A 13,022-nucleotide genomic window follows, 5' to 3' on the forward strand; every position below is an offset into this window, starting at 1 on the left:
TTCCGCAAAAATTTGTAAAAATTAAATTTAATTATTGAGAATTAACGAAAGAGAAAACAATGACAACACAAAACTTCCTCGCCGAGATCGGCACTGAAGAGTTGCCACCGAAGGCACTCAAAAAATTAGCGACCGCATTTGCGGATAATGTTGAACAAGAGTTAAACCAAGCAGGGCTTTCTTTTGAGAAAGTGGAATGGTTTGCAGCACCACGTCGTTTGGCGGTTAAAGTGTTAGGTTTAGCCACGGCTCAACCGAGCAAAGAAGTGGAAAAGCGTGGACCTGCCGTAGCACAGGCGTTTGATGCGGAAGGGAAACCGACCAAAGCGGCTGAAGGCTGGGCAAAAGGTTGTGGAATTACTGTTGATCAGGCAGAGCGTATTGCCACCGATAAAGGCGAATGGCTGGTTCACCGTGCGGTGATTGAAGGTCAGCCGACCAAAAACTTGTTGGTGGGCATTATCAGCAATTCCCTTGCCAAGCTACCAATCCCCAAAACAATGCGTTGGGGCGATAAGAGCGAGCAGTTCGTTCGCCCTGTACATACCGTGACTTTATTATTAGGCGATGAGTTAATCGAAGGCGAAATTTTAGGCGTGCAAAGCGGTACGACTATTCGCGGTCACCGTTTTTTAGGCGAGCGTGAGTTCCAAATTTCTCACGCAGACCAATACCCTGCATTACTCAAAGAAAAAGGCTCAGTCGTTGCTGATTTCAACGAGCGTAAAGCGTTAATTTTGGCGAAATCGCAAGAAAAAGCGACCGCACTTGGTGGTGTGGCGGATATTGAAGAAGATTTGCTTGATGAAGTGACTTCGCTTGTGGAATATCCAAATGTGCTGGCGGCGAAATTTGAAGAGCGTTTCTTAGCTGTGCCTGCAGAAGCCCTTGTTTACACCATGAAAGGCGACCAAAAATACTTCCCGATTTATGATAAAGACGGAAAACTTTTACCGCACTTTATTTTTGTGTCGAACATCGTGCCGTCCGACCCAAGCAAAATTATTGAAGGGAACGAAAAAGTGGTTCGCCCACGTTTAACCGACGCGGAATTCTTCTTCAAAACCGACTTAAAACAGCGTTTGGAAGACCAGTTACCACGCTTAGAAACTGTGTTATTCCAACAACAACTCGGCACATTGCGTGATAAAACCGCTCGCATTGAACAGCTTGCAGGCGAAATTGCAAAACAGATCGGTGCGGACGAAGCCAAAGCGAAACGTGCAGGCTTGCTCTCAAAATGCGATTTAATGACCAATATGGTGTTTGAATTTACCGACACCCAAGGCGTGATGGGTATGCACTATGCCCGTGCAGACGGCGAAGACGAAGAAGTAGCGGTAGCGTTAAACGAACAATATATGCCACGTTTTGCCGGCGATGAATTGCCGAAATCCTTGGTGGCAAGTGCGGTTGCGTTAGCGGATAAATTCGACACGCTTACTGGGATTTTCGGTATCGGGCAAGCACCAAAAGGCAGTGCCGACCCGTTCGCTTTACGCCGTGCGGCGTTAGGTTCGTTGCGTATTATTGTTGAGAAAAACTTGCCGTTAGATTTAGAAGATTTAGTGCGTAAATCGGCAGCATTATTTGGTGATAAACTTACAAACGCTAATGTGGTTGAAGAGGTGGTGGACTTTATGCTCGGTCGTTTCCGTGCGTGGTATCAAGATGAAGGTATTGCGGTGGACGAAATCCAAGCGGTGCTTGCCCGCCGTCCAACTCGCCCTGCGGATTTTGATGCCCGTGTGCGTGCGGTTTCACACTTCCGTACACTTGAAGCGGCAGCAGCATTAGCGGCGGCGAATAAGCGTGTCAGCAATATTCTGGCGAAAGTTGAAGGTGAAATTCCGGCGAAAATCGACCGCACTTTATGCGTTGAAGCAGAAGAAATTGCGTTGGCGGATCGAGTGATTGCGCTACAAAGCGAATTGCAGCCGTTATTTGAAAAAGGCGAATATAGCGTTGCATTGGATCGTTTAGCAGAATTGCGCAGCGTGATCGATAACTTCTTTGATAAAGTAATGGTTAATGCGGAAGATGAAAAATTGCGTCAAAACCGGTTAGCGATTTTAAATAATCTGCGTAACTTATTCTTAGAAGTGGCGGATATTTCCTTATTGCAATAAGGCATCGGGCAAGTTCATTTGCCCTTTGAAAGAAGAAAAAAGCGAATTAATGTCAGCGCATTAATCCGCTTTGTTTTGGCTTGAACAAAATTGCGTCAAAACCGGCCGCACTTTTGAGCAATAAAAATGCGGTCAAAACGACCGCATTAGGAGAATAAAAAAGACGGTTAGTTCCACTTGGGAAGCTAACCGCAAAAGGGGAAAAAACTAACCCTCAATACCTTCGAATAAGGCTGTACTTAGATAACGTTCTGAAGCGGAAGGTAAAATCACCACGATTAATTTATCCGCAAATTCAGGTAATTTCGCAATGCGATCCGCCGCCGCAACCGCCGCACCGGAAGAAATACCGGCTAAAATACCTTCTTCCGCCATTAAACGACGCGCCGTTGCAATCGCGGTTTCGCTGTTTACGCGTTCTACGCGATCGATTAAAGACAAATCCAAGTTTTTCGGAATAAAGCCCGCGCCGATACCTTGAATTTTGTGCGGACCCGGTTTCACTTCTTCGCCTGCGAGCGTTTGGGTGATAACCGGTGATTCTTCCGGTTCAACCGCCACGGAAATAATTTGTTTGCCTTGATCTTGTTTGATATAACGGCTGATACCGGTAATCGTACCGCCCGTACCTACGCCTGCAACAACGACATCCACTTGACCGTCGCTGTCTTTCCAAATTTCAGGGCCGGTAGTTTTTTGGTGAATATCCGGGTTCGCCGGATTCTCGAACTGTTTAAGCATTACATAACGGTTCGGATCGGAGGCAACGATTTCTTCCGCTTTTGCGATCGCGCCTTTCATACCTTTTGCGCCTTCGGTTAAAATCAAATTCACGCCTAAACCGCGTAGCAAGCGTTTACGTTCCAAGCTCATTGTTTCCGGCATTGTTAACGTGATTTTATAACCGCGCGCCGCCGCAACGTAAGCGAGAGCGATACCGGTGTTGCCGCTGGTCGCATCGACGATTTCTTTATCTTTAGTTAAAGTGCCGTCTTTTTCCGCTTGCCAAACCATATTCGCACCGATACGGCATTTTACGCTGAAGCTTGGATTGCGACCTTCGATTTTAACGGCGATATTACCGTTACCGAAATTTTTTAAACGCACTAAAGGAGTGTTTCCGATAGAGTAAGAATTATCTGCGTGGATTGTCATATTGTTCCCCTTATTGAATTGGTCTTTGTGTTCGAATTGGTTATATTTTTAGCATACCGATTCAGAATAAAAAAATAGTTATTGGCTATATTTTATAACCAAACGCTATTTAACGATTTGCGAACCTTTGGTCGCCACGCCGCGACCGGGCACGCGAATTTCACGCGAAGTGCGGTTTAAATCGAGGTTAAATAATAAATTATCGCGATATTGTTCCACCCACATTGCGGTTGCGCCGCACACGGCGACGGGAATAATCACCAAATTAATAATCGGCACGAAGGTGCATAACGTGACTAAGGTGCCGAAAGTAACGCTTAAGGTTTGCTTTTCGGTCAGTTCGGCGCGCATTACCTTAAACGGAATTTTGTGGTTATCGAAAGGATAGTCGCAATATTGAATCGCCATCATCCAAGCAGTGAACAAAAAGGCTAAAATCGGAATAAAAATTTGTCCGACCACGGGAATAAAACTCAATAAAAACAAGCCGATAAATTTCGGCAGACTGTAAAGGAGTTTTTGCCATTCGCGTCCCAACATTCTCGGAATATCCTTGATAAAATCCATCGTACTCATTTCAATGCCGCTTTCGCCGGTGAGCATTTTTTCTACTTTTTCGGCGAGCAAACCGTTAAACGGTGCGGCGATAAAGCCGGATAAGGTGGTGAAAACGAAATAAAAAACCGTCAGAATCATTAGAATCGACAACAATAATAACACTGCGCTTAACCAGCTAAGCCAAGCGGGAATATAACTCATTATGCCGTCGATTAGCGCACCGATTTGCGATACGAACAGCCAAAATAAGCCGCTTAATAACAACACGTTTAATAAAATCGGCATTATTACAAAGCGACGCAAGCCTTTTTGTCCGATAAGGTGCCAGCCGACGACGAAATAGTGAAATCCTTGTTTGAGTTCGGATTGTTGCAACATAATACATTCTCTGAATAAAAATCGAGGAATAAGAATACAAAGTGCGGTGAAAAAAATCAATTTTTGCATATCACCGAAATCGCAAAATATGATAAGCTAACGGCATTTGCACTGTCGCGGTATGTTCTAGACAATGGGAGAAAATAATGGATTTAAATACGATTTTGATTATTTTGGGTGTAATTGCGTTAGTGATTTTAGTGGCGCACGGACTTTGGGCGAATCGTCGTGAAAAATCCCAATATTTCCAAAATGCAAATACTTTCACCAAAGACGCGCGCGTTCGCCAGCCGCAAGAAAATCTCCGGCAAGATCCGATTGCCGTTTCTCCCGAACCGGTCTCACTACAACCGCAGCCTATCGAGCCGCCGCAACCGACGCAGCAAAGCTTGAATTTCGACGACGTACAATATCAAACGCAAGCGCCGGACGCCAATCAAAATCTCGAACAAGCGGTTAGCCGCATAAAAATCAGCTTACCGAATGCGCCGCAAGCTTCCGCGGCAAGCGTGGAGCCGGCGGTTTATACGCAAGCGCCGCAAGATTTAACCCGCGCAACCATTGCCGATCTGGAAGCGAATCTTGACGAAAACGAAGGTATCAATTCTTCCTCCGCATTTTTGCGCGAGCAATTAGCCGAAGCCGCCCAGCATTCCGCACATATTGAACCGGAGCCGCAAGCGGAAACGACGATTTCAGCCGCCGAGACTGCCACGGAAAGCGAAACGCAGGCGGAAAAATCCTTTATTATGTTGTATGTGGTGGCTGCGGAAAATCGCGAATTTAACGGCGCGAATTTGGCGCAAGTATTGGACGATCTCGGTTTTATTTTCGGCGCACAACAAATTTATCATCGCCATTTGGATTTAAGCGTCGCCAGCCCGATTTTATTCAGCGCGGCGAATATTCAACAACCGGGAACCTTTGATCCTTATAATATGGCGGATTTTTATACCGTCGGCATCGCCCTGTTTATGCAGCTTCCGTCTCACGGCAGCGATTTGGCGAACTTACGGATGATGATTCGAGCAGCGAAAACGATCGCAGAAGAATTAAACGGTTTTGTATTAACGGATCAACAAGAAATTTTCGACGAGCAAGCGGAAAAAGCTTATTTAAGTCGTGTTGCTTAGCGAATAAAATTGTCAAAAAAACACCGCACTTTTATCAAAATACACGATAAAGTGCGGTGTTTTTTTATCGAATTTTTCCGTTATTTCCCGCGTACAGCTTGTACGGCAAGAACGGCGTTATAACTTAATTGTGTGATTTTTTCCCAATTTTTCGCCTCAATCAAGTCATTCGGCAGCATCCAAGATCCGCCGACAGTGGCAACGCAATCCAATTTAACGTAATCCGCTGCATTTTTCTCTGAAATACCGCCGGTCGGGCAGAATTTCAGTTGCGGCAGCGGTGCCGAAATGGCTTTTAATGCCTGCGCGCCGCCGTTGATTTCCGCCGGAAAGAATTTAAGATGATCATAGCCGAGTTCTAAAGCTTGCATCATTTCCGACGGTGTTGCGGTACCGGGTATTAATGCGATTTTGCCTTGTGCGGCGTAAGCGAGCAGGGCAGGCGTCGCACCCGGCGAAATGGCGAATTGTGCACCGGCGGCGACAACGTCGTCATATTGTTGCGTATTAATCACCGTTCCGGCGCCGACAAGGGCTTGCGGTAAGGCTTGGCGAATCAGTTTAATCGCCTCAAGCGCCGCCTCGGTGCGTAAGGTGATTTCGAACACATTAATGCCGCCGTCAAGCAGCGCTTGCGCCATCGGTACGGCGTCCTCAAGGCGTTTGATGACCATCACAGGGACAATCGGAGACGCGGCGAAAATTTGTTGCGGAGATAAAGTCCATTGCATAATCTGTATCCTCAATTAAATAAAATGCTCGCGCCTTCTTCTGCGGGCGAGACGTTTTTTCTGAATAAACGGAATAATTCCCGTCCGCAGCCGTCGTAATCGGCGGATAAATCCGCTTGAAACGGCGTGCGATCGGCAAAGTCGGCGAGACAACGCATCGAACCTTTTTCTGCGTCGATTTCGATGATATCGCCTTGTCGAATATAGGCTAAAGGCCCGCCGTTCACCGATTCGGGGCATAAATGAATAATGGACGGCACTTTGCCGGAGGCACCGGATAAACGCCCGTCCGTGACTAAAAAGACCCGATGACCGGCTTCCATCACATTGCCTAAGATCGGCATTAATTTATGTAATTCCGGCATTCCGCGTGCAGCGGGGCCGCTGTTGCGCACCACAATGACGGCGTCTTGGTTCAATCGTCCGTTTTTATAGGCTTCGACCACTTCGTCTTGAGATTCGAATACCAGCGCAGGTGCGGTTAATTTATGGTGTTCTTTCGCTACGGCGCTGATTTTGATCACGCCGCGACCTAAATTACCGTCAATCACTTTTAAGCCGCCTTGCGCACTGAATTGCGTATTCGGCGCAGCGATAACGTTTTCGTCGCGGGTTTGCGTGATCGGCGCGAATACCACTTCGCCATTTTCCAAGCTCGGTTCGCAGAAATAATCTTGCATCGTGCCGTAAATCGGCGTAGCGTCTAAGTGCAACAAGCCGCGATCCGCAAGGGATTTCAGCAAAAATGGCACGCCGCCCGCTTGGTGGAATTGATTAATATCGGCGGTTCCGTTCGGATAAATACGCGTTAAAAGTGGTACGATGTCGGAAAGTCGGGAAAAATCGTCCCAAGTTAAGATAATGCCCGCGGCGCGCGCAATGGCAATTAAGTGGATGGTGTGATTCGTGCTGCCACCCGACGCCAATAACGCGACTAAGCCGTTGATGATACTTTTTTCATTCACCACGCGATACAACGGACGAAAATCTTTTCCTTGCGCACTGATTTTGATCATTTGTTTAGCGGTCATTGCGGTTAAATGCGGACGCAGCGGCGAATTGACCGGCACGAACGCCGAGCCGGGTAACATTAATCCCATTGCCTCGAAAATCAACTGATTGGTGTTCGCCGTGCCGTAGAAAGTGCAAGTGCCGACGCTGTGATAGGCACTGTTTTCCATTTCTTGTAGGGCATCTTTGCCCACTTCGCCGGCAGCGTATTGTTGACGAATTTTCACTTTCTGTTTATTGGATATTCCGGTGTTCATCGGTCCGCTTGGCACGAAAGCGGCGGGTAAATGTCCGAAACTAAGCGCACCAATTAACTGTCCCGGTGCGATTTTATCGCAAATTCCCAGTAATAATGCGGCGTCGAAGGTGTTATGACTTAAGCCGATTGCCGTCGCTTGGGCGATTAAATCGCGCGAAAACAACGACAAATCCATTCCGTCTTGCCCTTGCGTAATGCCGTCGCACATTGCCGGTACGCCGGCGGCGACTTGGGCGGAATGCCCGTTATCTCGCAGTACTTGTTTGATTTGCTGCGGATAATCCGCATAAGGCGTATGGGCGCTGACCATATCGTTATAAGCGCTGACAATGCCGACATTAATCGTGGTGAAATCGAGAATCTGTTGTTTTTCTTGCGGGCAGCAAGTGGCAACCGTATGCGCCAAATTACCGCAACTAAGTTTCGCGCGGGATTTTCCGGCGGCGGCTTGTTTTTCCATTCTGCGCATATAAGCCTCACGCGCGGCTTGGCTGCGACGCGCAATAGTTTCCGTCACATCTAACAAAATCGGATTCATCGGCACCGCCTATAATAAAGGTTTAATCGCCGCAATGCAGCGTTCGACCACTTCGTCGAAAGAGGCATCGATATCAATATGATAAACGTCTTGCTCGTCTTGTTGCGGCACTTCTAAGGTGGCAAATTGGCTGCGCAACATTTCGGTTTTCATATAATGCCCTTGGCGTTTTTGCATTCTGGATAACACTAAATCAAAATCGCCGGATAAAAAGATAAATTTAACACCTTGATTTCCTTCACGAATTGGATCGCGATATTTCTTTTTCAACGCCGAACAGATGATGATGCCTCTTTCGGATTTTTGTTCCAAACTAAACGCCGCGTCGCGAATACGTTCCAACCAAGGTGCGCGATCTTCATCGTTTAACGGCTGACCGGAACTCATTTTGATAATATTGGCGCGCGGATGTAAATCGTCACCGTCGATTAATTTTAATCCCAATCGTTGCGCAATCGCTGTGCCGATACTGGTTTTACCCGTACTGGAGACACCCATTAAAATAAAGCATTGACCTGTATGTTTTTCCATTTTTTTCTCCCAAGAAACGATCATTTTTTATTACTTTATAAATGTTATCGGTAACAGTCAATAACAAAATTTAAATTTCTTATTTTTTGTGATCAAGATCATTTTTTCGTAAAGTAACTAAAATTAGCCCGTTATTTATCCAGCTAGAGGATGAAATCGATTTATTTCTGAGCAATAAAAATAATTTTGTGACGAATATCACAAAATTAAATTTATCTGTTGGAAAAATTATCGTGTTATCGGTAACATTTTCGGTGTTATTACTTTGCTTGATTAAAAAAAGGAAAATCTATGGAAAATCTTTCTGCAGCGGCGAATACTTCGTCCTTACTTCTTATTGCGCTCGGCGCAATAATCGCGTTGCTGATTTTAATTATCCGATTTAAAGTGCACGCTTTCGTCGCGTTAATTTTAGTCAGTTTATTGACCGCACTTGCCGCCGGCATTCCGGTTGACAAAATTTTGCCGACCTTATTAAACGGTTTCGGCAGCACGCTGGCTTCGGTCGCGTTATTAGTGGGCTTGGGCGCGATGATCGGTCGGCTTTTGGAGATCACCGGCGGCGCGAAAGTGTTAGCCGATGCGTTAATCGCCAAATTCGGCGAACAGCGCGCGCCGATGGCGTTAGGGGTGACGGCGTTATTGTTCGGATTCCCGATTTTCTTTGATGCCGGTTTGGTGGTGATGTTGCCGATCGTCTTTAGCGTGGCGAAACAGTTCGGCGGTTCCGTGTTGCGCTTTGCATTTCCGGTTGCCGGGGCGTTTGCGGTAATGCACGCATTTTTACCGCCGCATCCGGGTCCGGTGGCGTCCGGTGATATTTTGGGCGTAAATATCGGCTTGTTAGTGATCGTCGGCTTAATTTGCGCGATTCCGACGTGGTATATCGGTACTTATTTGTTCAGTATGTTCATCAGCAAAAAAGTCTATGTGGAATTGCCGAAAGCCTTTTTAAATTTAACCGCAGTGAACGAAACTTCGGTACAAAATCCGCCGTCAATCGGTCGCGTATTAATCGTTTTATTGTTACCGATCTTCTTGATTTTATTCGATACCGGCTTAAACACTTTAACCGTAGCGAAAGTGATAGACGGTTCGCAACTTTGGGTGCAAAGCTTACGTTTAATCGGTAAAACGCCAATCGCATTATTAATCACGTTGTTGGTGGCGATCGCATTATTACGCGACGAGCGCAGTTTCGACCAAATCGAAAAAATTTGTAACAACGCATTAGGTCCGATTTGCGCCATCGTATTAGTTACCGGTGCGGGCGGGATGTTCGGCGGCGTATTGCGCGCCAGCGGTATCGGCGAAGCCTTATCCGCAATGTTGTCCGACACCGGAATGCCGGTGATTGTCGCCGCCTTCTTGATTTCGGTTGCTTTGCGCGTGGCACAAGGTTCGGCAACGGTTGCGTTAACTACGGCGTCGGCATTAGTCGCACCAATGGTCGCCGCTTCTCCTGAACTCAGCCAATTCGACCTTTGTTTTATCGTGATTGCGATTGCCTCCGGCGCCACCGTGTTATCGCACGTCAATGATTCCGGTTTCTGGTTAGTCAGTCGTTTCTTAGAAATGGATACCAAAACCACCTTAAAAACCTGGACGTTGTTGGAAACTTCAATCGGTGTTGTCGGTTTTATCATCGCCTTTATCGGTAGCGTATTACTCTAAATTCCGCTAAAAATTACCGCACTTTCGGATGCCCGAAGATTCGACGACGAATTTTCGGGCATCTTTTTTTTATTTAAACGAAGGGTCGCCGTTGTTGTATAATGCAACGGTTTATTATGTCTCGCCGCCGAAGTGCGGTGATTTTTACTAGGGAATAATTATGTCGGAGCAAGTCGCTGCACAAATTCAACAGCTACGCAAAACATTGCGTTATCACGAATATCAATACCACGTTTTAGACAATCCGCAGATTCCTGATGCGGAATATGATCGCTTATTTCATCAACTGAAAGCGCTGGAGCAACAATTTCCGCAATTTATCGAGGCGGATTCGCCGACACAACGGGTCGGTGCGAAACCTTTGGCGGGATTTGCGCAAATCACCCACGAAATTCCGATGTTATCTTTAGATAACGCCTTTTCGGACGAAGAATTTTATGCTTTTGTCAAACGAATTCAAGATCGTCTAATTTTGTTGCCTGAGCCGTTGACCTTTTGCTGCGAGCCGAAATTAGACGGCTTGGCGGTAAGTATTTTGTATGTGAACGGGCGTTTAGCCCAAGCGGCGACGCGCGGCGACGGCACGACCGGCGAGGATATTACCGCCAATATTCGCACCATTCGTAATATTCCTTTGCAGCTGCTTACGGACAATCCGCCGGCGCGTTTGGAAGTGCGCGGGGAAGTGTTTATGCCTCAAGCGGGATTTGAAAAATTGAACGAAACCGCTTTAGCCAAAGGGGAAAAAACCTTTGCCAATCCGCGTAATGCGGCGGCAGGATCGTTGCGTCAGCTCGATCCGAAAGTCACCAGCCAGCGTCCGTTAATGTTGAACGCTTACGGGATCGGCATTGCCGAAGGCGTGACCTTGCCCGATACGCATTTCGCTCGGTTGCAATGGCTAAAATCTATCGGTATTCCGGTCAATAACGAAATTCGCTTGTGCGACGGCGTGGAAAACGTGCTGAATTTCTACCGCACTATCGGCGAAAAACGCAGCGGCTTAGGCTACGATATTGACGGCACGGTGTTAAAAATCAATGACATTGCCTTGCAGCAAGAACTGGGTTTTATTTCTAAAGCGCCGCGTTGGGCGATTGCCTATAAATTTCCGGCGCAAGAAGAATTAACGCGCTTAAACGACGTCGAGTTTCAAGTGGGACGCACCGGTGCGATTACGCCGGTGGCGAAATTAGAACCGGTTTTTGTCGCGGGTGTGACGGTGAGCAATGCGACGCTACATAACGGCGATGAAATTGCGCGTTTGGATATTGCCATCGGCGACACGGTGATTATTCGTCGCGCCGGCGATGTGATTCCGCAAATTATCGGCGTGTTGCACGAACGCCGACCGTCGGATGCTAAGCCGATAGTGTTTCCGACCCATTGTCCGGTTTGCGAATCGGTAATCGTGCGCATTGAAGGCGAAGCGGTGGCGCGTTGTACCGGCGGATTAATTTGTGCCGCGCAACGTAAAGAAGCACTGAAGCATTTCGTTTCGCGTAAAGCGATGGATATTGACGGTGTCGGGGCAAAATTAATCGAACAATTAGTGGATCGCGAGTTGATTCGCACGCCAGCCGATTTGTTCAAATTGGATTTGATTACCTTAATGCGCTTGGAGCGAATGGGTGCGAAATCCGCCGAAAATGCGTTAAATAGCTTGGAAAAAGCGAAAAAAACCACTTTGGCGCGTTTTATTTTTGCGTTGGGTATTCGCGAGGTGGGCGAGGCGACGGCATTAAATTTAGCCAACCATTTTAAAAATCTCGACGCATTGAAAAATGCCGAATTGGACGCATTGCAGCAAGTGCAAGATGTCGGCGAGGTGGTCGCCAACCGCATTTATGTTTTCTGGCGCGAGCCGCATAATGTGGATGTGGTGGCGGATTTAATCGCGCAAGGCGTACATTGGGATGACGTAGTGATTGAAGAAATCGCCGATAATCCGTTAAAAGATAAAACTGTCGTCCTCACCGGCACATTGAGCAAAATGGGACGCTCGGAGGCGAAAGCCTTGTTGCAAAGTTTCGGTTGTAAAGTCAGCGGCAGCGTGTCGGCGAAAACGGATTTTGTTATCGCGGGCGATAATGCGGGGTCGAAATTGACTAAAGCTACGGAACTCGGCGTTAAAATCTTAACGGAAGAAGAATTCCTCGCTTTAGTACAAGCGGAAGTTTAAACGCGCGCAAAGCCAAGTAAAAAAACGAATAAAAAAGTGCGGTGCAAAAAATAAAAATTATTTGCACCGCACTTTTTGTTTTCTTATAAACGGATTATCGCGTACCGTAAACTACAATAGTTTTTCCGTGAGCGGAAATAAGATGTTGATCTTCAAGCATTTTTAAAATACGTCCGACGGTTTCGCGCGAACAGCCCACCATTTGCCCGATTTCTTGGCGAGTAATTTTAATTTGCATACCGTCCGGATGGGTCATTGCTTCCGGCATTTTCGCCAAATTCAACAAGGTTTGCGCAATGCGACCGGTTACGTCTAAAAACGCGAGGTTGCTGACTTGGCGGGAAGTGTTTTGTAAACGGCGCGCAAGCTGAGCGGATAAATACATTAAAATTTCAGGGTTCACTTGAATCAGTTGGCGGAATTTCTTGTAAGAAATTTCGGCGATTTCGCAAGAAGTTTTCGCCTTGATCCACGCAGAACGCGCTTGACCTTCTTCAAATAATCCCGCTTCGCCGAAGAAATCGCCTTGGCTGAGATAGGTGAGGATCATTTCTTTGCCGTCTTCGTCTTTGACTAATACGGCGACCGAGCCTTTGATTAAGTAATAAAGGGTTTCCGCCTTTTCGCCGGCGTGAATTAAGGTGCTTTTGGAAGGATATTTATGAATATGACAATGGGAGAGGAACCATTCCAAAGTCGGATCCATTGATTGAGTCGGTTGTCCGGATTGATCTTGCATAATT

10 protein-coding genes are annotated in these 13,022 nt (G+C 46.9%); 4 read left to right on the forward strand and 6 right to left on the reverse strand.

Annotated features, from left to right (window positions below; translation table 11 throughout):
• Nucleotides 1-59 precede the first annotated feature (59 nt).
• Nucleotides 60-2,129 (forward strand): glycine--tRNA ligase subunit beta, encoded by a 2,070-nt coding sequence (gene glyS, locus CVP04_RS03155; protein ID WP_100296069.1) that lies wholly within the window; start codon nt 60-62, stop codon nt 2,127-2,129.
• Nucleotides 2,130-2,336: 207 nt separating this feature from the next.
• Here glyS and cysK read toward each other — a convergent pair whose 3' ends face one another.
• Together cysK and cysZ are read right to left on the reverse strand one after the other, a co-directional pair.
• Nucleotides 2,337-3,284 carry a cysteine synthase A gene (cysK, locus tag CVP04_RS03160; protein ID WP_100296070.1) on the reverse strand — a complete coding sequence of 316 codons (948 nt, stop codon included), beginning with the start codon at nt 3,282-3,284 and terminating at the stop codon, nt 2,337-2,339.
• Between the two features lie 105 nt (nt 3,285-3,389).
• Complete coding sequence (cysZ, locus tag CVP04_RS03165) at nt 3,390-4,220, reverse strand: sulfate transporter CysZ (protein WP_100296133.1); 831 nt, start codon at nt 4,218-4,220, stop codon at nt 3,390-3,392.
• A gap of 146 nt (nt 4,221-4,366) precedes the next feature.
• On the opposite strand from cysZ, the gene zipA reads away from it, so the two are divergent.
• On the forward strand, nt 4,367-5,353 hold the full coding sequence (zipA, locus tag CVP04_RS03170) for a cell division protein ZipA (protein ID WP_100296071.1): 987 nt from the start codon (nt 4,367-4,369) through the stop codon (nt 5,351-5,353).
• An 80-nt stretch (nt 5,354-5,433) separates the two neighbouring features.
• Here the strand turns inward: zipA and CVP04_RS03175 are convergent, their stop codons facing one another.
• The 3 genes from CVP04_RS03175 to CVP04_RS03185 are packed head-to-tail and all read right to left on the reverse strand — an operon-like array spanning nt 5,434 to nt 8,423.
• The gene (locus tag CVP04_RS03175) at nt 5,434-6,084 is read right to left on the reverse strand and encodes a bifunctional 4-hydroxy-2-oxoglutarate aldolase/2-dehydro-3-deoxy-phosphogluconate aldolase (RefSeq protein ID WP_100296072.1); all 651 of its coding nucleotides are present in this window, start codon (nt 6,082-6,084) and stop codon (nt 5,434-5,436) included.
• Nucleotides 6,085-6,095: 11 nt separating this feature from the next.
• Nucleotides 6,096-7,892: a phosphogluconate dehydratase gene (gene edd, locus CVP04_RS03180; RefSeq protein ID WP_100296073.1), complete on the reverse strand. Its 1,797-nt coding sequence runs from the start codon at nt 7,890-7,892 to the stop codon at nt 6,096-6,098.
• A gap of 9 nt (nt 7,893-7,901) precedes the next feature.
• On the reverse strand, nt 7,902-8,423 hold the full coding sequence (locus CVP04_RS03185) for a gluconokinase (protein WP_100296134.1): 522 nt from the start codon (nt 8,421-8,423) through the stop codon (nt 7,902-7,904).
• 291 nt (nt 8,424-8,714) lie between these two features.
• Between CVP04_RS03185 and CVP04_RS03190 the strand changes: the two genes are divergently transcribed.
• Both CVP04_RS03190 and ligA read left to right on the forward strand, forming a co-directional pair.
• On the forward strand, nt 8,715-10,097 hold the full coding sequence (locus CVP04_RS03190) for a GntP family permease (protein WP_100296074.1): 1,383 nt from the start codon (nt 8,715-8,717) through the stop codon (nt 10,095-10,097).
• 160 nt (nt 10,098-10,257) lie between these two features.
• Nucleotides 10,258-12,279 carry an NAD-dependent DNA ligase LigA gene (ligA, locus tag CVP04_RS03195; RefSeq protein ID WP_100296075.1) on the forward strand — a complete coding sequence of 674 codons (2,022 nt, stop codon included), beginning with the start codon at nt 10,258-10,260 and terminating at the stop codon, nt 12,277-12,279.
• Nucleotides 12,280-12,373: 94 nt separating this feature from the next.
• Here ligA and crp read toward each other — a convergent pair whose 3' ends face one another.
• Entirely contained in the window at nt 12,374-13,018 is a 645-nt protein-coding gene (gene crp / locus CVP04_RS03200) for a cAMP-activated global transcriptional regulator CRP (RefSeq protein WP_100296076.1), read from the reverse strand.
• Nucleotides 13,019-13,022: the final 4 nt, after the last annotated feature.

This window comes from Caviibacterium pharyngocola, from assembly GCF_002795405.1.
In the GTDB taxonomy this organism is placed as follows: Bacteria; Pseudomonadota; Gammaproteobacteria; order Enterobacterales; family Pasteurellaceae; genus Caviibacterium; species Caviibacterium pharyngocola.